The organism is Mesorhizobium sp. M0659, assembly GCF_040320605.1.
In the GTDB taxonomy this organism is placed as follows: Bacteria; Pseudomonadota; Alphaproteobacteria; order Rhizobiales; family Rhizobiaceae; genus Mesorhizobium.
In genome coordinates this window covers 380,962-401,830 of sequence record NZ_JAMYPY010000004.1, presented here as the reverse complement: position 1 = coordinate 401,830, position 20,869 = coordinate 380,962, and the positions used below count along the sequence as shown (strand labels likewise).

Here is a 20,869-nt window from a genome sequence, read left to right as displayed (position 1 = left end):
GCAGCGCCCACCGTCAATAAATATCGAAGTCGAAATACTTGGCCTGGATCTTCTTGTAGGTGCCGTCGGCGACGATGGCGTCTATCGCCGCGTTGAGCTTGTCGCGAAGTGCCGTGTCCTCCAGGCGGACAGCGATGCCGGCTTGCGTCTCGGTGCCCTTGACGTCACCGACAAGCTTGCAGCAGCCGTCGCTCGCCTTCTTCAGCCAGTCCATCAGCACGAATTTGTCGGAGATGACGGCGTCGAGACGGCCGTTCTGCAAGTCGGTGATCGCCTCTTCCTGGGTGGGGTAGAGTTTCGCCTCGGCGCCGGCCTTGCCATAGGCGTCCTGCGCATAGTCGGCCTGGGTGGTCGAGGCCTGCGCGCCCACCGTCTTGCCGGCAAGGGCTGCCGGTTCGGTGGAAGTGAGGTCGCTGTCCTTCGGCGCCACCAGCGCCAGCGGCGTCGTGTAGTATTTGTTGGTGAAGGCGACCTGTTTCTTGCGCTCCTCGGTGATGCTCATCGAGGCGATGATGGCGTCGAACTTTTTCGCCTGCAGCGCCGGGATGATGCCGTCCCAGTCCTGGGTGACGATCTCGCACTCGACCTTCATCTGCGCACACAGCGCATTGGCAATGTCGATGTCGAAGCCCTCGATCTTGCCGTCCGCGGTGATGGTGTTGAAGGGCGGATAGGCGCCCTCGGTGCCGATCTTCAATTTCTCCTGCGCCTCAGCCAGCGAGCCGGCCGATATCACCAGCATGGCAGCGCTCGCTGCCGATATGATCCATCTTGAAATCTGCATTTCGGTTCCCCTTGCGCGCCGTTCTCTTGCCGGCCACCGAAAGGCAGCCAAGCATGGTGAGGCAGCGCAGGCAAGTATTTTGCCTGACGGTGATCGAAGGTTCAGCCGGCGGGGCGGAAATGCTTGGAGAGCTTGAGGCCTTGCGCCTGGTAATTCGAGCCGAGGTCGGTGCCGTAAAGCGCCTGCGGCCGCTTCAGCATGTGTTCGTAGACCAGCCGGCCGACGATCTGGCCGTGGTCGAGGATGAACGGCACTTCGTGGCTGCGCACTTCGAGCACCGCCCGGCTGCCGGTGCCGCCTGAGGCCGAATGGCCGAAGCCCGGATCGAAGAAGCCGGCATAGTGAACACGGAATTCGCCAACCAGCGGATCGAAGGGCGTCATCTCGGCGGCGTAGAGCGGCGGCACGTGCACGGCTTCGCGGCTGACCAGGATGTAGAACTCGTCCGGGTCGAGCACCAGTTCGCCGGCGCCGCTCTTATAGAGCGGCTCCCAGAAATCGACGGCATCCTGGGCGGCGCGCTTGTCGACATCGACCAAGCCGGTGTGATGCTTGCCGCGATAGCCGACCAGGCCGTTCTGGTCGCCGTCAAGATCGATCGACAGCGCAATGCCGCCGCCGGAAATGTTGGGCGGCTCGGTCGCCACCAGCATCTCGGCGCGGTGCAATTCGTTCAGCTCTGCCTCCGACAACAGCGCGTTGCCGGTGCGAAAGCGGATCTGCGACAGTCTCGATCCAGCGCGTACGACGATCGGGAAGGTGCGCGGACTGACTTCAAGATAAAGCGGCCCGTGATAGCCGGCGGCGATCTTGTCGAACTCATGGCCGCGATCGGTCATCACCCGGGTGAAGATGTCGAGCCGGCCTGTCGAGCTCTTCGGGTTGGCCGAGGCCGACACGTTTGCGGGCAACGCCAGGCTTTCGAGCAGCGGCACGATGTAGACGCAGCCGGTTTCCAGCACCGCGCCCTCGGCGAGACTGAATTCGTGCAATTTCAGCCGGTGAAGCTTGTCGGCCACCAGATGATCGGGACCCGGCAGGAAGGAGGCGCGCACGCGAAAAGCCTTGTCGCCGAGCCTGAGATCGAGGCTCGCCGGCTGCACCTGGTCGACATCGAGCGCGCGCGGCGACTCCAGCGCTCCGGACTGAAACAGCGCGGAAATGTCCTGATCGGGAAGAATGCCTGTCTGCCGCAAAAGGCTGGCTCCGCTCCAAGGTCGGTCTCTTTGTGGCAGGTTCTTGCCGCAAAACCGCTGGATATTATTGCGGAACCTGCCTGGTACAAACCTCTTAATGAAGCCGGCAATTGACGCAAGCGCAGGTGAGGTCTAAAGGGTCGTTATCCCGTGGTGATTTGGCCGGTCGGCTTGCAGCCACGTTAAACAAGTCGCTAAAGGACCGTCAGGCCGCAAGGCCATATGGACCGGTTGCGACTTTCGCGGCCGGTTTTTTTGTGTCTGGAACAAAAGCGATGAGCACCAAGAAGCGTAACTGGAAGCCTCAGACCGCACTCGTGCACGGGGGAACGCTGCGTTCCCAGTTCGGCGAGACGTCAGAAGCGATGTATCTCACTCAAGGCTATGTCTACGAGACGGCGCAGGCTGCCGAGGCCCGTTTCAAGGGCGAGGAGCCGGGCTTCATCTATTCGCGCTATGCCAACCCTACCGTCGACATGTTCGAAAAGCGCATGTGCGCGCTGGAGGGTGCCGAAGATGCCCGCGCCACGGCGTCGGGCATGGCTGCGGTGACGGCAGCGCTGCTGTGCAGCGCCAAGGCCGGCGACCATATCGTTGCGGCGCGCGCGCTGTTCGGCTCCTGCCGCTGGGTGGTCGAGACGCTGGCGCCGAAATACGGCATCGAGGCAACGCTGGTCGACGGCACCGACATCGTCAACTGGGAAAAGGCGGTGCGGCCGAACACGAAACTGTTCTTCCTGGAAAGCCCGACCAATCCGACGCTGGAAGTGGTCGACATCGCAGCGGTGGCGGCGCTAGCCACCTCGATCGGCGCCAGGCTGATCGTCGACAATGTCTTTGCCACGCCCTTGCAGCAGAAGCCCTTGCAGCTCGGCGGCCATATCGTCGTCTACTCCGCGACCAAGCACATTGACGGCCAGGGACGCTGTCTTGGCGGCATCATCCTGTCGGACAAGAAATGGATCGACGAGAATTTGCACGACTATTTCCGCCACACCGGCCCGAGCCTGTCGCCGTTCAACGCATGGACGCTGCTCAAGGGCCTGGAGACGCTGCCGGTTCGGGTGCGCCAGCAGACGGGAAGCGCGGCCAAGATCGCGGATTTCCTGGCAGGACGGCCGGAAATCGCCCGCGTCATCTATCCCGGCCGCGCCGACCACCCGCAGGCCGACATCGTCAAGAAGCAGATGATGGGCGGATCGACGCTGATCTGCCTCGACGTCAAGGGCGGCAAGCAGGCGGCCTTCGCCTTGCAGAACGCGCTCGACATCGTGCTGATCTCCAACAATCTCGGCGACGCCAAGAGCCTGATCACCCATCCGGCGACCACCACGCACAAGAACCTCAGCGACGAAGCTCGCGCCGAGCTTGGCATCGGGCCGGGAACGCTCAGGCTGTCGGTCGGTCTTGAGGATACGGACGATCTGCTGGAGGACGTTGCGCAGGCGCTGAAGGCAGCCGGGTAGGCCGCGAGGCGTCACGCTCCCGACGAAACCTCTTCCAGTTCGGCCGTCTTGGTGCCGATGGTCATAGTGTTGCCGCGCCAGTCGACGGCGCCGCTCAGCCAGCCGCGCGCCCAGATGGCGGGAAGCATCACGTCGCGGACCATCATCGCCGGGACCATGCGCAGCGACAGGCGCCAGCCCTTGGCCGCAGCCAGCGCGCATTCGGGAATGTAGGCAGCCGCCAGTACGGCAAGCGCCGTGCCCGGCAGGCTGATGCCGGCACTTGCTGCCGCCACCAGCGCCAACGCCAACGGCACGGCGACGCCGGTCAGGATCTCGGGCGCGAAAAACAGCGGGAAAGTGACGCGGCGCAACCGCGCCCAGCGCGCCTGACGCGACCAGATGTCGACAAGTCGGCGCTGCCCCAGTGGTTGCTCGAAAGGCGAGGCAACGAGATCGACGCGCAGGCCCAGTCCGTTGACCAGCTTGGTTGCAGCAGCATCCTCGGCGATCTCGGCGGCCAGCGCGCGGATACCGCCATTGGTATCGAGCATCGGCTTGTTCCACAGCATGCTCTTGCCCTGGGCAAAGCCGAGGCCAAGCGCCTCGCCGGCATATTGCCAGCGCGCCTGCAGCGTGTTGAGGAACGCACATTCGACCTCGGCCCAGAAGCCATCCGGCCGCGAGCCGATCGGCGTCGAGCAGATAAGCCCGGTATTGGTCCGCCAGGCCGCCATCAGGTGCTGGACGTAATCCCTAGGCATCAGCACGTTGGAATCCGCCAGAATAACCCAATGATTGCGCGCCGCTTCCCAGCCCTTGACGCAGTTGTTGAGCTTCGGGTTGCTGCTGACGCGGTCGTCGCCGATCAGCAGCCGGGCCGGCACGTTGGGAAACAGGACGATCGCCCTGTTTATCAGTTTGACGACGGGATCGTCGGCGTGAGCGACGCAGAAGATCAGTTCGTAGCGCGGCCAGTCGAGCGAGAAGGCTCGCTGCAGCGTCTCTTGTGTGAACGGCTCCACGCCGCGCGACGGCACGACGATCGAGACCGGCGGCTGCTCGTTGGACGGCGGAGGGATGAGACGGCGCGCTTTCAGCTTCGACGATGCAAGCAGGATGCTGGCGAGATTGGAAAGAAGCAAAGCGGAGGAAGCGAAGGCGGCTGTGAGAGCTGGTTCCATCGAGATCTGGTCACTCCGGAAAGGCCGCTCGCGGCTGCTTTGTCAGTCGACAGATGGGCGTTGAGTCGCCGGCAAGGTTTTGCGCACACCAACATTGTCATGTGTCACTTAAATGACATTGTTTGTCGGCACCTGCGCTTTGAGGCTGGCAGGACATGCCGCTCTGCGCGTATCAAACCGCATGGCGCGACAAATGTTCCTTGCCGCGCAACCGGAGCAGCCCATGTATCGCGCCGTCACGCGCAACATCGAAGTGCAGGTCAGACCGTTCTACCTGGAGGACCGCTCGGACCCGGCGGAGAACCGTTATGTCTGGGGCTACCAGGTGACGATCGACAACCAGTCGGACGATTTCGTGCAGCTTATGTCGCGTTACTGGCACATCACCGACGGCAGCGGCCGGGTCGAGGAAGTGCGTGGCGCCGGCGTGGTCGGCGACCAGCCTGAGCTCAATCCCGGCGACAGCTATCAATACACGTCAGGCTGCCCGCTCTCGACGCCGTCCGGCTTCATGGTCGGCCACTACACCATGCGCAACAAAAAGGGCGAGACGTTCGACGTCGCTATTCCGGCGTTTTCGCTGGATCTGCCGGGGACCCGACGGACGGTGAATTAGGGGTTTTCTCCCCGTCACTATACGGGGAGAAATGCCCGGCAGGGCAATGAGGGGCAGCGCCAGACTCATGAGGTTATCTTCCACGCACATGACCTAGGCTATGCGCGGCCATTCACCAAAGTTCGCGCTGCCCCTCATCCGCCCTTCGGGTACCTTCTCCCCGTGAACGGGGAGAAGGAAGAGATGCTACTGAGCTGCAAACTCCGCCGGGTCGAAGTCGTACTGCTTCGAGCAGAACTCGCAGGCGACGTGGATGCCGCCATCTTCGGTGCTGTCCTTGATCTCCTGCGCGGAAAACCCCTCGAGGATGCCGCGTATCTTGTCCCTTGAGCAGGAACATTGGTCGGCGACCGGCACGCCGCCGAAGACGCGCACGCCATGTTCGTGGAACAGCCTGTAGAGCAGCCGCTCGGCGCCGATGGTCGGGTCGATCAGCTCGGTCGGCTCGATGGTGCCGAGCAGCGCCACCAGCTCGCGCCACGAATTGTCGGCCGGCTCCTGCGTCACGTCACGCGGATCGCCGTCGCCGCCCGAAATGTCGGGCACGCGCATGCGCTCGGGCGACTGCGGCAGGAACTGCGCCAGGATACCGCCGGCGCGCCACTGCTCGCGCGCACCGCCGGGGCCGGGCGTCAGCAGCTTGGCCACCGACAGCCTGAGGTCGGTCGGGATCTGCTCCGACTGGCGGAAATAGGTGCGCGCGGCGTCTTCCAGCGTCTCGCCGTCGAGCTGGACGATGCCCTGATAGCGCTGCGTGTGTGCGCCCTGGTCGATGGTCAGCGCCAAAACGCCGCTGCCCAGCAGCGTCTGCTGCGAGGCCTGGCCTGCGGCCACCAGGGCCTCCAGCCGGTCGGCGTCGAAACGCGCATAGGCGCGCAATGCCGAAGGCGTGGAGAAATCCGCGACCAGCATGTCGACCGGCCCGTCGGTGCGGGTCTGCAGGATGAACTTGCCTTCGAATTTGAGCGAGGTGCCGAGCAGCACCGTCAGCACACAGGCTTCCGCGAGCAGGCGGGCGACCGGCTCGGGATAGTCGTGACGGTTGAGGATGGCGTCGAGCATCGGCCCGAGTTGCACGGTGCGGCCGCGCACGTCGAGCGGGCCGACCTCGAAGGGTACGACATGATCGTCGCCGGCATAGCCGAACTCGCCGAGTTTGGGGTGATGTTCAGTCACTTGATGCGTTTCCAACATGACAAAGCTCCAGGGCGCGGCCATGCGGCCCGGAGGGGTGCATGCGTCCAAACGCGCTTGATTTGCGTGATGCGGCGCAAATAGGCATCACGCCGCCCCGGATCAAGCGCTTGGAGATCAAGCGCCTGGAGATCAAGCGCCCAGACACCAGGCCAAAACCGCCTTCTGGGCGTGAAGCCGGTTCTCGGCTTCGTCGAAGACCACCGAATGCGGACCGTCGATGACCTCGTCGGTCACTTCCTCGCCGCGGTGCGCCGGCAGGCAGTGCATGAACAGGGCGTCGGACTTGGCCCTCGCCATCAGCGCCGCATTGACCTGATAGGGCGAGAAGACATTATGGCCGCGGGCGCGGTGTTCCTGGCCCATCGACACCCAGCAGTCGGTGACGATGCAGTCGGCCTGGTCGACGGCCTCTTCGGGCGAGCGGGTGAAGTGCAGCTTGCCGCCATTGGTCTTCGACCAGTCGATGTGCTTCTGCGCCGGCTCGCTGCCTTCCGGCACTGCGACGTTCAGGTTGAAGCGGAACCGCGCCGAGGCCTCGAGCAGCGAATGCAGCACGTTGTTGCCGTCGCCGGTCCAGGCGATGGTCTTGCCGGCAACCGGACCGCGATGCTCCTCGAAGGTCATGATGTCGGCCATCAGCTGACAGGGATGGGTGTCGTCGGTCAGCCCGTTGATGACCGGAATCGTGGCATTCTCGGTCAGCTCGAGCAGCCGCTCATGCGACGTGGTGCGGATCATGATGGCGTCGACATAGCGCGACAGCACCTTGGCGGTGTCGGCAATGGTCTCGGAGCGGCCGAGCTGCATTTCGGTGCCGGTCAGCATGATGGTCTCGCCGCCGAGCTGTCGCATGCCAACGTCGAAGGACACGCGCGTGCGCGTCGACGGCTTGTCGAAGATCATGGCCAGCACCTTGCCTTCGAGCGGTTTGGTCCGTTCGCCGGCCTTGAGGCGCGCCTTGCGCACCACCGCATCGTCCAGCATCAGGCGCAGATCGCCTTCGGAAACGGCGGAAAGATCGGTGAAATGGCGAAGGCTCATCGGGAATGGTTCTCGGGATTACTTCGCGGCGGCCGCGGCGATGGCGTCGGTCAGGCCCTTGGCGCCGGCGCGGATGCGATCGAGCGCTTCGCCAATCTCGGCGTCGGTGACGGTCAGCGGCGGCAGCAGACGAATGACGTTGTCGCCGGCCGGCACCGCCAGCAGATGCTGGTCGCGCAGCGCCATGTTGACCTTGGTGTTGGGCATGGCGCATTTCAGGCCAAGCATCAGGCCGCTGCCCCTGATGCCTTCGATGACATCGGGAAATTCGTCGGCGACCGCCGCCAGGCCCTGCTTCATCAGCAATGCCTTGCGCTGGACGTCTTCGAGGAAGCCGTCTTCCAGCACGACGTCGAGCACAGCGTTGCCGACCGCCATGGCCAGCGGATTGCCGCCGAAAGTGGTGCCATGCACGCCAGCCGTCATGCCGACGACAGCGTCGTCGGTGGCGAGGCACGCGCCCATCGGGAAGCCGCCGCCAATGCCCTTGGCAATCGCCATGATGTCGGGCGTCACGCCGGTCCATTCATGCGCGAACAGCTTTCCGGTGCGACCGATACCGCACTGGACCTCATCGAAGATCAGCAGCAGGCCATGCTGGTCGCAGAGCTGCCGCAGCCGCTTCAAGGATTGCGTCGGCACCGGGCGGATGCCGCCCTCGCCCTGTACCGGTTCGATCAGGATCGCGGCGGTCTCTGGTGTGATCGCCTTCTCGGCGGCGTCGATGTCGTCGAAGCCGACCTGGTCGAAGCCTTCGACCTTGGGGCCGAAGCCTTCGAGATATTTGTACTGGCCGCCGGCGGCGATGGTCGCCAGCGTGCGGCCGTGGAAGGCGCCTTCGAAGGTAATGACCCGGAAGCGCTCGGGATGGCCCTTGACGAACTGGTAGCGCCGCGCCGTCTTGATCGCGCATTCGAGCGCCTCGGCGCCAGAATTGGTGAAGAACACCTTGTCGGCGAAGGTGGCGTCAGCCAGCCGCTCGCCGAGCCGGGCCTGCCCCGGGATCTCGTAGAGATTGGAGACGTGCCAGAGCTTGGCCGCCTGTTCGGTCAGCGCCGAGACCAGATGCGGATGGCTGTGGCCCAGCGAATTGACCGCGATGCCGCCAGCGAAATCGAGATATCGCTCGCCCTTGTCGGTAACCAGCCAGGTGCCTTCGCCATGGTCGAAGGCCAAAGGGGCGCGGGCAAAGGTCTCGTAAAGCGCCGAACCGCTCATTATATGCGTCTCCGGTACCGGAAAAATCAAAAAAGCCGCCAAAGCGGCGGCCTTTGCGGCTTATCGTGTTTTTCGGCCATGAAGTCAACGAAAACGTCGCGCAGAGGCGCGCGGCAAGCTCCCGACGAGACGCCGGCTCATAAGCGACCGGGCAAGTTGGGGAAAACCTAAAAAACCGATTCGTGTTGCACCTGGGACTCTTGTCACCGAGTCAACACATGAGGTAATTGTAGTCGGGAAATAACTAGATTTCGTGCGGCGGACCTAATCACCTAATATATGTGGTGTCTGCCCCGGCAAAGATTGCCGGGTCGGGAATGGATTCCGGCTGCCGCACACTTAGCAGGAGCGCGGTCTCATGAACTGGACTGACGAGCGGGTCGAACTTCTCAGGAAACTGTGGTCGGAGGGCTTGAGCGCAAGCCAGATCGCCGCACAACTCGGCGGGGTCAGCCGCAACGCGGTCATCGGCAAGGTGCACCGGCTGAAGCTGTCGGGCCGCGGACGCTCGACCGCGACGCCGGCGCGTCAGAAGAAGACAACGCAGGGATCTTCGATCCAGAAATCGGTGCCTCGCGCCGCAACCACGCAGCGCCATGTCACGACGTCGATCGGGGCGAACGCGCTGCAGGCGCAGTTCGACGCCGAGCCAGTGGCGCGCCACTACATCCGCCCGGTCGAAAACGTCGTCGTGCCGATCTCGCGGCATCTGCAGCTCACCGATCTCACCGAGCGCACCTGCAAATGGCCGAATGGCGACCCGCTGTCGGAAGACTTCAACTTCTGCGGCAACGAGGCGGCCGAAACCGGACCTTACTGCAAGTACCACGCAAGGGTGGCGTTCCAGCCGGCTTCAGAGCGGCGCAGAAGCCGGTAGTTAGGAATAGGGATTGGGGACTGGGCAGTAGGGAATGGGGTAGCGCTCGTGAGGCGCTACCTTATTCTGCCTACTGCCTACTGCCTACTGCCTACTGCCTACTGCCTACCATCACAGCCACCCACTCTTCCGAAATCGCCAATACAAAAACGAGCAGATCAGCGCGATCGAGACCAATACGACGGGATAGCCGTATTGCATCTTCAGTTCCGGCATGTCGTCGAAATTCATGCCGTAAATGCCGGCGAGCGCCGTCGGCACCGCCAGGATCGCGGCCCATGAGGCCAGCTTCTTGGTGTTCGCGGTTTCCTGGCTCTGGCCGACCAGCAGGCTGGCTTCGAAAGCGAAGGCCAGAACCTCGCGCAGGCTGTCGATCTTTTCCTGCACGGTGCGGATATGGTCGGTGACATCGCGAAACAGCGGATGCATGGCGGTATGGATCTGCGGCAGGTCGGCGCTGGTTAGCCGGCGGCAGACCTCGACCAGCGGCAGCGCCGCATTGCGCAGGCGCAACAGATCGCGGCGCAGCATGTAGAGCCGCTCGATGTCGGGACCGGTCATCGGCTTCAGCAGCACCCTGTCCTCGATCGCCTCGACCTCGTCCTCGATCTGCTCGAGCACCGGCATGTAGTTGTCGACGATGAAGTCGAGAATGGCGTAGAGGACGAAATCCTCGCCCTTGGCCAGTGAGTGCGGACAGCTTTCCCAGTGCTGGCGCACGGCGGCGTATGAGGTCGATGGACCATGCCTGACGCTGACGATATAGCCTGAGCCGACGAACAGATGCGTCTCGCCGAAGGTGACGCGTCCGTCGATCAGCTGTGCAGTGCGGGCAACGATGAACAGCGCATCGCCATATTGCTCGATCTTCGGCCGCTGGTGCGGATGTTCGGCGTCTTCGATCGCCAGTTCGTGCAGATGAAATTGCGCCTTGACGCGCAGCAGAAGCTCGCGGTCGGGTTCGAGCAGCCCGATCCAGACGACATGGCCCGACTTCTTGGCCCATTCGCCGGCTTCCTCGATCGGTATGTCGGCGATGCGCTTGCCGGCGGTGTAGACGCTCGACGCGATGATGCCGGACGATGCCGGCGCCGGCTTGAACTCTCGGACATATTCCATCGCAGCCTCCTGAGCGCCTGGCCTTGGCCAGGAACCGAGACGCTAACATCCGGGCAGTTTAGCGCAATATGATTAAGCGTTCGAGGGGCGCGCGATCACTTCACCGGCAGCGCCGGCAGGGCAACCTTGTCGGTCTTGTCGCCCTTGGGACGCTCGGCCGGCAACTGCTCGCCGGTGACGATGTAGTAGATCGTCTCGGCAATGTTGGTGGCGTGGTCGCCGATGCGCTCGATGTTCTTGGCGCAAAACAGCAGATGCGTGCACGGCGTGATGTTGCGCGGATCTTCCATCATGTAGGTCAAAAGCTCGCGAAACAGCGAGGTGTACATGGCGTCGATCTGGTCGTCGCGGTCGCGAACGAAGCCTATTTTCTCGACCGAGCGCGAGGCATAGACGTCGAGCACTTCCTTGAGCTGGGTCAAAGCGAGTTCGGCCAGCGCCTCGAGGCCACGAAACAGGCTGGTCGGCTGGCGGCCGTCAATGACGCTGACCACCCGCTTGGCGACGTTCTTGCCGAGGTCGCCGACCCGTTCGAGGTCGGCCGAAATGCGGATGGCGCCGACGATCTCGCGCAGATCCGTCGCCATGGGCTGGCGCTTGGCGATGATGACGATGGCTTTGTCGTCGATTTCGCGCTGGCCATCGTCAAGCACGATGTCGTCACGAATGACCTTCTGGGCGAGGCCGGGATCGGCATTGACCAGCGCCTGGATCGCCTGCTCGACCATGCGCTCGGCATGGCCGCCCATCGCAGCGATGCGCTTCGCCAGGTATTTCAGCTCTTCGTCATAGGCGCTGACAATGTGTACGGACTGCATGGGCGAAATGCCTTCCTTAAATCTTTGGCCTTTTGAGTCGTTTTCCTCGACCCTGTGCTGATACGCTAGCCGGATGACAGAAAGAAGAAACAGGCAGTAAGCAGATAGTACCGCCTCAGCCTGCCGGCAAATGGACCGTGAACGCCGCGCCCTTGCCAACTTCCGACTTGATCGAAAGCCGGGCGTTGTGGCGCGTCAGAATATGCTTGACGATGGACAGGCCAAGACCGGTGCCTTTCTGGGTGCGGCTGCTCTCCACGTCGACGCGATAGAAGCGCTCGGTAATGCGCGGTATGTGCTCTTCCGGGATGCCCGGGCCATAGTCCCTGATGGTTACATCGATGCCCGGTTCCGGGCCGGCCTCGCCCCGCGCGATCGACACCGTGACGCGTCCGCCAGGCTGGCCGTATTTGCAGGCGTTTTCCAAGAGATTCTCGAACACCTGGAACAGCTCGTCGCGGTCTCCGGGCACGTCGAGCGGCCCCTCGGCGTAGTCGCGGTCGATGACGACGCCGTTCTCGCTGGCGAGCGGGCCTAGTGAATCGATGACGCTGTCGATGGTCTGGCGCAGATCGACCTGGGTTCCCGGCCTCAGGTAAGGCTTCATTTCAAGCCTCGACAGCGACAGGAGATCGTCGATGAGGCGCGCCATGCGGCCGGTCTGGTTCTGCATGATCTGCAGGAACTGCTCGCGCGCCGCCGGATCGTTGCGGGCCGGGCCGCGCAACGTCTCGATGAAGCCCGAGATTGAAGCAAGCGGGGTGCGCAACTCGTGGCTGGCATTGGCTATGAAGTCAGCGCGCATGCGGTCGATGCGGCGCGTCTCACTCTGGTCCTTGAATACCAGCACATAGAGATCGGTGGCGTGGCCGACCGAGGACGCGCTGACCCGGTAGGCCCGTTCCACCGGCAGCTTCTCGGTGTAGTCGACGGCATCGGAGGCGACGGTTCCCGACAGCACGCCGTCCAGCAAGGCCTGCATTTCCGGCGCGCGGAATTTTAGCGACAGCGACAGGCCGGGCGCGATGCCGCCAAAGGCGGCATAGGCGGCGGCATTGGCGTGGACGATGGTGGCGGTGCGGTCGAAGATGATCAGCGGATCGGCAACGGCAGCCGCAAGATATTCGCCGGAAAGCCGCTGCAGCCCGCTCGCCTCGACCGTGGTAATGGTCTCAGCAGACCGGCTGGCGCCACCGGTTGGCAGAAGCGCGGCGGCCAGCAGCACGGTCAACGCAGCCAGGACGACATAGGCGGAGATACCGGCAAACCCATAAACGGCCATGATGGCGATCGCACCGGCGGCAAGCAGCCATCGGCTGTTCCACAGCCGGCCGGCGACGGCCTGCCCCGTGGTTGTCCGCTCTGCGCCGGTGTCAGCCATTCGTGCTTTCCGTGCTTCTGCGCCGGTCCCGCCGAAACTTCCGCTGGACCGGGTTTGAGGCCCCCCATAGCATGAGTCCGCAAGCTGGAAAGGTTCGTCTCGATGAAAAAAGCCAAGGAAAGTCCCGCCGCAGAGCCGGCAAAGGGGCCGCTGAAGATCAAGGTGGACGGCAAGGAGCGGGAGTTCGACATCGAAAACCCCGAGCTTCCCAGCTGGATCGAGGACCACAAACTGACCGCAGGCGACTACCCCTACGACAAGAAAATGAAGAGCGAGGAGTATGACGAGACGCTGGAGCGGCTGCAGATCGAACTGGTCAAGGCGCAGGCCTGGCTGCAGGCGACCGGCAGCAGAGTGATGTCGCTGTTCGAGGGGCGCGATGCCGCCGGCAAGGGCGGCACCATCTCGGTGCTGCGCCAGTATCTCAATCCTCGAACCGCGCGCAACGTGGCGCTGACCAAGCCGACCCCAACCGAAGTCGGGCAATGGTACTACCAGCGCTACGTCGCCCATTTCCCGACATCGGGCGAATTCGTCACCTTCGACCGGTCCTGGTACAACCGCGGCGGCGTCGAGCCGGTGATGGGCTTCTGCACACCGGAACAGCATGCAAAATTCCTCGACGAGACGCCGCATTTCGAGCGGATGATCTCCAATGAGGGCATCTATTTCTTCAAATTCTGGCTCAACATCGGCCGCGAGACCCAGCTCGAACGGTTTCACGACCGCCGCTGGTCGCCGCTGAAGAACTGGAAGTTCTCGCCGATCGATATTGCCGGCATCACCAAATGGGACGACTACACCAAGGCGCGCGACCAGATGGTCGAGCGCACGCACAAACAGTTCGCGCCCTGGATCATCGTGCGGGCCAATGACAAGCGACGCTCGCGGCTGGCCGTCATGCGGCGCATCCTGTTGTCACTGCCCTATGATGGGCGCGATCTCGACGCCATCGGCAAGGAAGATAAGAAGATCGTCGGCGAAGGGCCGTCGTTTCTCGAGAAGTAGAGACTGGCCTCGTAGGCAGAGGCTGAAATTACAGAGCCCACCCCCACACGGAGGTGGGCTCTGTGGCCATTGTCTAAAGCGCATCGCATTTGAACGGATTCACGCGACGCGCTTTAGGTCTTTGTTTCATGCATGTCGTTCTCTCAAAACCGGGGCCACTTTGAGCGACATGCATTAAAGCGCGTCGGGTGAAGACAGTCTCACGACGCCTGCCGCATGCCGAGCATGTGGGGGGTGCCCCTGGCCAACACCGGGGCGTGATGGTTGCGGCGCGAACGCACGACATCCAGCGTATGCTCGTTGAAGGTCAGCAGTGTGGCGACGACCTGCTGGTTGCCATAGGTGCGCTGGTAACCGAGCGGCGTCGCCAGGAAGTGCAACTGCAGCGTCCGCAGCACCCACACCGGCTCGACCTCGATAATGACCTGATCGACATTGCGAGCAAGGCCCCATTCGACGAAGCCGGCGATCAGTTCGGTGCCGACCGTAGACACGCCGCGCTTGCCATCGCGAAAGCCTGGCGCCACCGCGTAACGGGTTAGCTCCCAGACATTCGGTCCCGAAGGGCGCTTTCCCTCGCAGAGTTCCGGCATCACATCGCTAAGGAGATGCGGCCGTGTGGTCGGCAGCATCCGATGATAGCCTGCAAGCTCGCCATTGCGTATGACAAGGTGGTGTTCGGCCTCATCATGGTCGAATTGATCGATTTCGAGGCCGTCCGGGCGATCGAGATCGGTCCACCGCATCTCATCGACGAAGACCTTGTAACGCAGGCGATGGACGGCCTCCCATAGGTCGGGACGTTCCATCAGTTGTTGAGTGGTAAGGGAAAATAGCATTAGCCGTCTCCTGGGCTTAAGAGGAAGATACGGCCGGGCTTTCCCGAAAAAATTGCGCGAAGGTGTTGGCAAGGATTTCCAGGCTGCCACAGCCGACATGGCTAATATAGCTGCGCCTAAACGCCTCCGCGATGGCGTGCGCCCTGTTGGCGACGCCGAGTCTGCTTTTGGCGTTAAGAAAGCATTAGCCGTCTCAAGAGGACGACAGGGGCCGGTCTTTTCTGAAGATATGACGCCAACAATGCGCCCATAAATTTCGGGCCGCCAGAACCGGCCTAGCTGATATAGCCGTGCCTGACTGCTTCGGCGACTGCCTGCACACGGTTGGCGGCGCCTAGTTTGCTCTTGGCGTTGAGAAGGTGTTTCTCAGAGGTATGCTCCGAGATGCCGAGGATCTGCGAAATCTCCCACTCGGATTTTCCGACCGCCGCCCATTGCAGGCATTCGCGCTCGCGCGGCGTCAATTCAATGTGATCGATAGATTTGCCGGCCGTCGTTTGAAGCTGCATGGCGCGGCCGATGGCATAGGTAGAGGCCAGCGAGACCATTGCGAATTCGGCTTCGGACAGTTCGACCGCCTCACCGCCCAGCGAGACCAGCGCGATCTGGCCTTCGAGCGTGATCAGCGGGAAGGCGAGGCCGTCACGCAGCTTGAACTGGCGGGCGTCGCGCATTACCTCGGCGCTGCTCTTGTCGGCGGGCATGCTTTGAACGGCATCGCGCCATTGGAATGGCGCCCGAAACTGCTTCAAATGGCTGACGACCGGATCGTGGTCGACGTAGTTGCGCGATAAGTAACGCTCCAGCCATTCGCTAGGCCAATCGCAGAGCAGCACATGGTCCTTCGTCTGGCTGCTTGGTGTACCGGGCTGCGGCACCGTTGCGGCTATCAGGGCCGTCAATCCGAAATTCGAGGTGACACTAAGTAGCTGCTCGCACACCGCAGCCGATGTGTCGGCATGCTGCACCCGGTCAATATATTCAAGTGTCCGGTCAAAATAACCCATCGCAACATCTACCCCATGTTGCCTACCGCTCTTGAGACCGATGCTACGTGCCTGCCCCGCACTTAGCCATCAACCCCGGATTGCAAAGCCACATCCTTAGCTTTTCTAACGCCAGCGACCGCCAACCCCAGGCCGACTCTGTGCGGCTATTTGCAACCTCGCCAAAGCATAACCCGAAATTTGCCCTTTGAAATCAAAAACAATTGTGCCTGCGCCGTTTTCGTATCACAAGCCAACGGCCAAGACGGGCGGAGTTTTTTGTGACATCACGCTGGATAACCATCGCCTTGCTGTCGATGCTGATCGGAGTGCAGCCGTTTGCCGGCGCTGTGCGGGCAGCGGAACCGCAGGTGCCGGTGCTTTGGGATGCCAAGGAGCGGCTGCCGAAGCCGGACCTTTCGGCGCTGCCGAGGCTCAGGTTCCTCACCACAACCGATTTCCCGCCCTTCAATTTTCTCGACGGCACGGGCCGACTGTCCGGCTTCCACATCGACCTGGCGCGGGCGATTTGCGCCGAACTCGACATCGCCGACAAATGCCAGATCCAGGCGCTGCCCTGGGCCGAACTCGACGACGCGTTGCAGAAGGGCGAAGGCGAGGCGATCATCGCCGGCATCGCCGCCACGCCGGAGACGCGGGCGAAGTACAGCTTTTCGCGCTCCTATCTACAGTTTCCGGCGCGCTTCATCATGCCGAAGACCAAGGCCTTCGCCGAGCCGATCCTCGACAAATTGCGCTCGAAGCGGGTCGGCGTGCTGGCCGGCTCGGCGCATGAAAAGATGCTGCGCGATTATTTCGGCACCGTGCAGATCATCCGCTTCGACCGGCCGGAAGACCTCTACAGCGACTTGAAGAGCGCCAAGATGGATGCCGCCTTCGGCGACGGCATGCGCTTTTCCTTCTGGCTGGGCGGCACGGACGCCGCCGGTTGCTGCCGCTTCGCCGGTGGACCCTACCTGGCGCCGGAATATCTGGGGTCCGGCATGACCATTGCCACCCGGGCCAGCGACCCAGCGCTGGCCGCAGCCATGGACTACGCGCTGCAGGAGATATCGGTGAAAGGCACCTTCGCCGAATTCTACCTGCGCTATTTCCCGGTCAGTTTCTTCTGATCCGGTTCTCGGTCCAGCTTTTTCTGATCCGGCCCCGGTCAGCTTCCTCTACGGGCTGGATCAGGTCAGCGTGCGCAGGCGGGCCTTCGCCCCGCGCGCGATGGCCGCGGCGGTCAGCGTGTCGAGATCGAGCTCACGCCGGATCAACTGCAGCACCCGCAATTCCTCCATGCGCATTTCGAGATCGACGGCGGCAACTTCGAAGGCGACGGCATAAGCGGTGTCGTGCAGCCGTTCGGGCAAAGTCTCGGCGACACGCTCGAGCACGCCTTCCAATCCATCCTTTTCATGCAGCATCTTCTGGCAGTCCTGCGCAATGGCGATCAGCCTGTCCTGCTTGAAATCCTCGAACACCGGCCAGCTGCGGACGACGTCGCCGATGCGCGCCAGTTCGATATCGGTCATGTCGCGATCGGAAGCCGAGGTGATGACCATCAGGTAGATCAGGGCTTCATGGGTGGACGGCAACGGCATTCAAAACTCCTTGATAGTGATGGTCGAAGGTAGGGACGCTACGGCGCCGTCGCAACGAAAACGCCTGATATCGTTGACGCTCCGCCCTGTCGCGCCTAGAGACCCGGTTGAAAAATCTTACCAGCCGCGAAAGCCGGCCATGACTGGAACTTTGACATGACGGGATCAAACATCGCCGATCTCAACCCCGAAATGCTTGCGGCAGCCGCCGAAAGCAAGGCCTGGCCGTTCGAGGAAGCCAAAAAGATTATCGAGCGCTACAAAGGCGCCGACTTTCCCGAGACCGTCCTGTTCGAGACCGGCTACGGTCCGTCGGGTCTGCCGCATATCGGCACGTTCGGCGAGGTCGCGCGCACCTCGATGGTGCGCCATGCCTTTCACGTGCTGACCGGGAACAAGGTCAAGACCAAGCTGCTCTGCTTCTCCGACGACATGGACGGCATGCGCAAGATCCCCGACAATGTGCCGGATCGCGCAGCCCTCGAGCCTTATCTTCATATGCCGCTTTCGTCGGTGCCCAATCCGTTCGGCGGCGACTATGCGAGCTTTGCCGACCACAACAACGCGATGCTGTGCCGCTTCCTCGACACGTTCGGCTTCGACTACGAATTCGCCAGCGCCACGCAGTACTACAAGGCCGGCCGCTTCGATGCGATGCTGGTGTGCGCCGCCGAGCGCTACGAGCAGATCATGGCGGTGATGCTGCCGACGCTGGGGCCGGAGCGGCAGGCAACCTACAGCCCGTTCCTGCCGATCTCGCCGAAGAGCGGGCGCGTGCTCTACGTGCCGATGAAGCATGTCGACGCCAAGGCCGGCACCATCACCTTCGACGATGAGGGCACCGAGACCACGCTTTCGGTGACCGGCGGGAAGGTCAAGCTGCAGTGGAAGCCGGATTTCGGCATGCGCTGGGCAGCGCTCGGCGTCGATTTCGAAATGTTCGGCAAGGACCACCAGACGAACGCGGTGATCTACGACCGCATCTGCAACATTCTCGGCGGGCGCGCGCCCGAGCATTTCGTCTACGAACTGTTCCTGGACGAGAACGGCCAGAAGATCTCGAAGTCGAAGGGCAACGGGCTGACCATCGACGAATGGCTGCGCTACGCGCCGACCGAAAGCCTCGGCCTCTATATGTATCAGCGGCCAAGGCAGGCGAAAAAGCTCTATTTCGACGTCATCCCACGCGCCGTCGACGAGTACTACACCTTCCTCAACGCCTATCCGCGCCAGGACTGGAAGGAGCGGCTGGGCAATCCGGTCTGGCACATGCATGACGGCAAGCCGCCTTCCATCGACATGCCGGTGCCGTTCTCGCTGCTGCTCAACCTGGTCAGCGCCTCCAACGCGCAAAACAAGGATGTGCTGTGGGGCTTCATCTCGCGCCATGCATCTGGCGTGACGCCGGCGACGCATCCCGAACTCGACCAGCTGGTCGGTTTCGCCATCCGCTACTTCGACGATTTCGTGAAGCCGACGAAGACGTTCCGGCCGGCCGACGATGTCGAACGCGTGGCGCTGGAAGCGCTTGGCAACGCGCTTGCTGGCCTGCCGGCCGGCGCCGACGGCGAAGCGATCCAGAACGCTTCGCTCAACGTGGCGCGCAAGATCGAACGCTATCAGGACCATTCGAAGAAGAGCCCGGACGGCGGCCCTGGTGTCTCGGGCGCTTTCTTCCAGATGATCTACCAGGTGCTGATCGGCCAGGAACGCGGACCGCGCTTCGGTTCGTTCGCAGCCCTCTACGGCATCGCCGAAACCCGCGCGCTCATTGAGCGGGCGCTGGCTGGTCAGCTGGCGGCGTAATTTCCGTCCCGACCGGCGGCGTGTCTATCGCCGGGGCATCGAGGATCGGTTGCGACGCCGTCGGTGCCGCAACAGGCGTTGGCGCCGGTGGCAGGCCGCCAAGATCGGGCGCGGCGCCGAAGACGCCCTTCTTGGCGGCGCGCGCCTTGTCGCCCGCTTCGACATAGGGGCCGCCTGCCGTGGCGCGCGCCCAGCCGTTTTCGACCAGCCACTGGCCGACATCCAGCTTGCCGATGCGGCATTCGGCGGCGATCAGCGCACGGTCGGCCTCCGGCGGCACCTTGCAGGCAACGGCCCGGCCGCGCAGGAAAGACCGGAACGCGGTACGCGCCCTGATACCGCAAGCCCAGGACTTGCCGCCCTCGGTGCAGGTCTCGTCTTGCCTGACGATGTCGATGCCGGAGACCGTCACGGAATAACCATTGGCTTCGATCAGGCCGGCGGCGGCCGCGACCGGCTGGAACAGTTTTGTTCCTCCCCAGTCGTCGACAGCTCTGCGCCCACGCGGCTTGGGCGGCCCGGCCAGCGCCAGGTCGCTCAGCGGCGCGCGTGGCTCAACCCGTTCAAGTTCTTCTACCGGCAGCGGCGGCGGAGCGATGGCCTCGGGATCGATCGCCCTCGAATGCACCTGAGGCGAGTGCATCGGAGGCTTGACGGGCCGGACCTCGGGGATCGCCGACGTCGCCGGCTCCTCGGGCACGGCCTCGGTGTCCGGGTCGATCTGGTCGACGGTGATGGCGGTGCTTTCGCGATGCAGCGCGCGACCGCCGGCGACGACAATGGCGACCATCACCGGGATCGCCAGGAGGGCTATGAGGATTTGAAGCAGACGCACCGCGAGACCTACTGGCTTGCCCAGACGATCCGCGCCACCCATTCGACATCGCGCATCGCGATGTCGCGGTCCGGGTGGTCGGGGTTGAGCGAAATCAGCACGATCGATTTCGTCGTCTGGCGGTCGAGCACCTTGGCCATGACTTCGCCGGCATTGGTCTTGACGACGACGCGGTCGCCCTTGCGGGTAGCGGCGCCCGGCTCGACGATCAGCACATCGCCATTGCGGTACAGCGGCAGCATGGAATCGCCCTGCACCTTCAACGCATAAGAGGTTTCGGTCGCCCGTGCCGGAAGCTCGACAAGGTCCCAGCCCTGGCCTGAGGGATAGCCGGCATCATCGAAGAAGCCGCCGGCGCCGGCCTGGGCAAAGCCGAGCAGCGGCACCGCCGAACGCTGCGCGGCTACCGAGCCCGAAGCGGCCTTGGCACGGCCTTCGACCAGCCCGGTGAATTCGTCGAGCGAGGCGCCGGTCGCCTCGATGATCTTCGCCAGCGATTCGGTCGACGGCCAGCGCGGCCGTCCATCCGAGGACAGCCGCTTCGATTTGTTGAAAGCGGTGGAGTCCAGACCGGCTCGCCGGGCCAGGCCGGAGGCCGACAACGAATAGCGCTCAGCGAGAGCGTCGATGGCTGCCCAAACTCGGTCATGCGAGAGCAATTCGCTCTCCTCAAAACAGGAAAAAATACCTTTTCCTTCTAACGCGCGGTCATCCGATTGTCCACCGGCGCGCGGCCCGATCCCCTAAAAAGCTGTGTGCGGCGAAGTCGTCATGGATGCCTCAAACTGCCTTGGCAAGGCTGCGCAATCCCTGGTCGGAGCTCATGAAACCCCGCTCGGCCTAGGTCGGCGGTCGCGGTTGAACGGAGCGGGCAAGCGTACTGTTGGACGCGCCAAGGACGCTGTAGCATTT

At 63.0% G+C, this 20,869-nt stretch carries 20 protein-coding genes and 1 riboswitch; of the genes, 6 read left to right on the top strand and 14 right to left on the bottom strand.

Annotated elements, in window-relative coordinates; all coding sequences use genetic code 11:
* Window positions 1-13: 13 nt before the first annotated feature.
* Both NKI31_RS09520 and NKI31_RS09515 read right to left on the bottom strand, forming a co-directional pair.
* Window positions 14-784, bottom strand: coding sequence for an ABC transporter substrate-binding protein (locus NKI31_RS09520; RefSeq protein ID WP_023699518.1), 771 nt, complete (start codon window positions 782-784; stop codon window positions 14-16).
* Between the two features lie 101 nt (window positions 785-885).
* Window positions 886-1,980 carry a 2'-deoxycytidine 5'-triphosphate deaminase gene (locus tag NKI31_RS09515; RefSeq protein ID WP_023738218.1) on the bottom strand — a complete coding sequence of 365 codons (1,095 nt, stop codon included), beginning with the start codon at window positions 1,978-1,980 and terminating at the stop codon, window positions 886-888.
* A 140-nt stretch (window positions 1,981-2,120) separates the two neighbouring features.
* Window positions 2,121-2,198, top strand: a riboswitch (SAM riboswitch).
* A 57-nt stretch (window positions 2,199-2,255) separates the two neighbouring features.
* Between NKI31_RS09515 and NKI31_RS09510 the strand changes: the two genes are divergently transcribed.
* The gene (locus tag NKI31_RS09510) at window positions 2,256-3,446 is read left to right on the top strand and encodes an O-succinylhomoserine sulfhydrylase (RefSeq protein ID WP_352651346.1); all 1,191 of its coding nucleotides are present in this window, start codon (window positions 2,256-2,258) and stop codon (window positions 3,444-3,446) included.
* 11 nt (window positions 3,447-3,457) lie between these two features.
* On the opposite strand, the gene NKI31_RS09505 is transcribed toward NKI31_RS09510, so the two are convergent.
* Complete coding sequence (locus NKI31_RS09505; RefSeq protein WP_352651344.1) at window positions 3,458-4,609, bottom strand: ceramide glucosyltransferase; 1,152 nt, start codon at window positions 4,607-4,609, stop codon at window positions 3,458-3,460.
* A gap of 223 nt (window positions 4,610-4,832) precedes the next feature.
* Here NKI31_RS09505 and apaG point away from each other — a divergent pair, with 223 nt between their 5' ends.
* Window positions 4,833-5,225: a Co2+/Mg2+ efflux facilitator ApaG/CorD gene (gene apaG / locus NKI31_RS09500; RefSeq protein ID WP_023738215.1), complete on the top strand. Its 393-nt coding sequence runs from the start codon at window positions 4,833-4,835 to the stop codon at window positions 5,223-5,225.
* A gap of 186 nt (window positions 5,226-5,411) precedes the next feature.
* On the opposite strand, the gene NKI31_RS09495 is transcribed toward apaG, so the two are convergent.
* The 3 genes from NKI31_RS09495 to NKI31_RS09485 form a co-directional block, all read right to left on the bottom strand.
* Window positions 5,412-6,443, bottom strand: coding sequence for an Hsp33 family molecular chaperone (locus NKI31_RS09495; protein ID WP_352651342.1), 1,032 nt, complete (start codon window positions 6,441-6,443; stop codon window positions 5,412-5,414).
* Between the two features lie 108 nt (window positions 6,444-6,551).
* Window positions 6,552-7,463 (bottom strand): ornithine carbamoyltransferase, encoded by a 912-nt coding sequence (gene argF, locus NKI31_RS09490; protein WP_352651340.1) that lies wholly within the window; start codon window positions 7,461-7,463, stop codon window positions 6,552-6,554.
* Window positions 7,464-7,481: 18 nt separating this feature from the next.
* A complete protein-coding gene (locus NKI31_RS09485) occupies window positions 7,482-8,681 on the bottom strand; it encodes an aspartate aminotransferase family protein (RefSeq protein ID WP_023681950.1) in 1,200 nt (399 codons plus the stop codon).
* A 358-nt stretch (window positions 8,682-9,039) separates the two neighbouring features.
* Here NKI31_RS09485 and NKI31_RS09480 point away from each other — a divergent pair, with 358 nt between their 5' ends.
* A complete protein-coding gene (locus tag NKI31_RS09480; protein ID WP_023669627.1) occupies window positions 9,040-9,558 on the top strand; it encodes a GcrA family cell cycle regulator in 519 nt (172 codons plus the stop codon).
* 111 nt (window positions 9,559-9,669) lie between these two features.
* On the opposite strand, the gene NKI31_RS09475 is transcribed toward NKI31_RS09480, so the two are convergent.
* The 3 genes from NKI31_RS09475 to NKI31_RS09465 all read right to left on the bottom strand — a co-directional run bounded on the left by NKI31_RS09475 (window position 9,670) and on the right by NKI31_RS09465 (window position 12,876).
* A complete protein-coding gene (locus NKI31_RS09475) occupies window positions 9,670-10,677 on the bottom strand; it encodes a magnesium and cobalt transport protein CorA (protein WP_023669626.1) in 1,008 nt (335 codons plus the stop codon).
* 95 nt (window positions 10,678-10,772) lie between these two features.
* The gene (gene phoU, locus NKI31_RS09470) at window positions 10,773-11,495 is read right to left on the bottom strand and encodes a phosphate signaling complex protein PhoU (RefSeq protein ID WP_023730970.1); all 723 of its coding nucleotides are present in this window, start codon (window positions 11,493-11,495) and stop codon (window positions 10,773-10,775) included.
* 115 nt (window positions 11,496-11,610) lie between these two features.
* The gene (locus NKI31_RS09465) at window positions 11,611-12,876 is read right to left on the bottom strand and encodes an ATP-binding protein (RefSeq protein WP_352651338.1); all 1,266 of its coding nucleotides are present in this window, start codon (window positions 12,874-12,876) and stop codon (window positions 11,611-11,613) included.
* A 102-nt stretch (window positions 12,877-12,978) separates the two neighbouring features.
* Here NKI31_RS09465 and ppk2 point away from each other — a divergent pair, with 102 nt between their 5' ends.
* Window positions 12,979-13,884: a polyphosphate kinase 2 gene (gene ppk2, locus NKI31_RS09460; RefSeq protein WP_023669623.1), complete on the top strand. Its 906-nt coding sequence runs from the start codon at window positions 12,979-12,981 to the stop codon at window positions 13,882-13,884.
* Window positions 13,885-14,084: 200 nt separating this feature from the next.
* On the opposite strand, the gene NKI31_RS09455 is transcribed toward ppk2, so the two are convergent.
* Window positions 14,085-14,723: an acyl-homoserine-lactone synthase gene (locus tag NKI31_RS09455; RefSeq protein WP_023681954.1), complete on the bottom strand. Its 639-nt coding sequence runs from the start codon at window positions 14,721-14,723 to the stop codon at window positions 14,085-14,087.
* A gap of 275 nt (window positions 14,724-14,998) precedes the next feature.
* Window positions 14,999-15,730, bottom strand: a complete 732-nt coding sequence (locus NKI31_RS09450; protein WP_352651336.1) for a helix-turn-helix transcriptional regulator — start codon at window positions 15,728-15,730, stop codon at window positions 14,999-15,001.
* A 296-nt stretch (window positions 15,731-16,026) separates the two neighbouring features.
* On the opposite strand from NKI31_RS09450, the gene NKI31_RS09445 reads away from it, so the two are divergent.
* The gene (locus NKI31_RS09445; protein ID WP_502899111.1) at window positions 16,027-16,842 is read left to right on the top strand and encodes an ABC transporter substrate-binding protein; all 816 of its coding nucleotides are present in this window, start codon (window positions 16,027-16,029) and stop codon (window positions 16,840-16,842) included.
* A gap of 60 nt (window positions 16,843-16,902) precedes the next feature.
* Here NKI31_RS09445 and NKI31_RS09440 read toward each other — a convergent pair whose 3' ends face one another.
* Complete coding sequence (locus NKI31_RS09440) at window positions 16,903-17,316, bottom strand: tellurite resistance TerB family protein (protein WP_023818790.1); 414 nt, start codon at window positions 17,314-17,316, stop codon at window positions 16,903-16,905.
* 156 nt (window positions 17,317-17,472) lie between these two features.
* On the opposite strand from NKI31_RS09440, the gene NKI31_RS09435 reads away from it, so the two are divergent.
* Window positions 17,473-19,122 carry a lysine--tRNA ligase gene (locus NKI31_RS09435; RefSeq protein ID WP_023692542.1) on the top strand — a complete coding sequence of 550 codons (1,650 nt, stop codon included), beginning with the start codon at window positions 17,473-17,475 and terminating at the stop codon, window positions 19,120-19,122.
* Here NKI31_RS09435 and NKI31_RS09430 read toward each other — a convergent pair.
* Complete coding sequence (locus NKI31_RS09430) at window positions 19,085-19,957, bottom strand: thermonuclease family protein (RefSeq protein ID WP_352651332.1); 873 nt, start codon at window positions 19,955-19,957, stop codon at window positions 19,085-19,087. The two genes, NKI31_RS09435 and NKI31_RS09430, sit on opposite strands and share 38 nt — an antisense overlap.
* 8 nt (window positions 19,958-19,965) lie before the next feature.
* The gene (locus NKI31_RS09425; RefSeq protein ID WP_023681959.1) at window positions 19,966-20,616 is read right to left on the bottom strand and encodes a S24 family peptidase; all 651 of its coding nucleotides are present in this window, start codon (window positions 20,614-20,616) and stop codon (window positions 19,966-19,968) included.
* Window positions 20,617-20,869: the final 253 nt, after the last annotated feature.

What these genes read in the sequence shown, in the direction of transcription:
- ppk2 (WP_023669623.1), top strand. Translation starts at nt 12,979, where the DNA reads ATGAAAAAAGCCAAGGAAAGTCCCGCCGCAGAGCCGGCAAAGGGGCCG.
- phoU (WP_023730970.1), bottom strand. Translation starts at nt 11,495, where the DNA reads ATGCAGTCCGTACACATTGTCAGCGCCTATGACGAAGAGCTGAAATAC.
- NKI31_RS09465 (WP_352651338.1), bottom strand. Translation starts at nt 12,876, where the DNA reads ATGGCTGACACCGGCGCAGAGCGGACAACCACGGGGCAGGCCGTCGCC.
- NKI31_RS09475 (WP_023669626.1), bottom strand. Translation starts at nt 10,677, where the DNA reads ATGGAATATGTCCGAGAGTTCAAGCCGGCGCCGGCATCGTCCGGCATC.
- apaG (WP_023738215.1), top strand. Translation starts at nt 4,833, where the DNA reads ATGTATCGCGCCGTCACGCGCAACATCGAAGTGCAGGTCAGACCGTTC.
- NKI31_RS09435 (WP_023692542.1), top strand. Translation starts at nt 17,473, where the DNA reads ATGACGGGATCAAACATCGCCGATCTCAACCCCGAAATGCTTGCGGCA.
- NKI31_RS09495 (WP_352651342.1), bottom strand. Translation starts at nt 6,443, where the DNA reads ATGGCCGCGCCCTGGAGCTTTGTCATGTTGGAAACGCATCAAGTGACT.
- NKI31_RS09455 (WP_023681954.1), bottom strand. Translation starts at nt 14,723, where the DNA reads ATGCTATTTTCCCTTACCACTCAACAACTGATGGAACGTCCCGACCTA.
- NKI31_RS09510 (WP_352651346.1), top strand. Translation starts at nt 2,256, where the DNA reads ATGAGCACCAAGAAGCGTAACTGGAAGCCTCAGACCGCACTCGTGCAC.
- NKI31_RS09520 (WP_023699518.1), bottom strand. Translation starts at nt 784, where the DNA reads ATGCAGATTTCAAGATGGATCATATCGGCAGCGAGCGCTGCCATGCTG.
- argF (WP_352651340.1), bottom strand. Translation starts at nt 7,463, where the DNA reads ATGAGCCTTCGCCATTTCACCGATCTTTCCGCCGTTTCCGAAGGCGAT.
- NKI31_RS09480 (WP_023669627.1), top strand. Translation starts at nt 9,040, where the DNA reads ATGAACTGGACTGACGAGCGGGTCGAACTTCTCAGGAAACTGTGGTCG.
- NKI31_RS09505 (WP_352651344.1), bottom strand. Translation starts at nt 4,609, where the DNA reads ATGGAACCAGCTCTCACAGCCGCCTTCGCTTCCTCCGCTTTGCTTCTT.
- NKI31_RS09445 (WP_502899111.1), top strand. Translation starts at nt 16,027, where the DNA reads ATGCTGATCGGAGTGCAGCCGTTTGCCGGCGCTGTGCGGGCAGCGGAA.
- NKI31_RS09450 (WP_352651336.1), bottom strand. Translation starts at nt 15,730, where the DNA reads ATGGGTTATTTTGACCGGACACTTGAATATATTGACCGGGTGCAGCAT.
- NKI31_RS09440 (WP_023818790.1), bottom strand. Translation starts at nt 17,316, where the DNA reads ATGCCGTTGCCGTCCACCCATGAAGCCCTGATCTACCTGATGGTCATC.
- NKI31_RS09485 (WP_023681950.1), bottom strand. Translation starts at nt 8,681, where the DNA reads ATGAGCGGTTCGGCGCTTTACGAGACCTTTGCCCGCGCCCCTTTGGCC.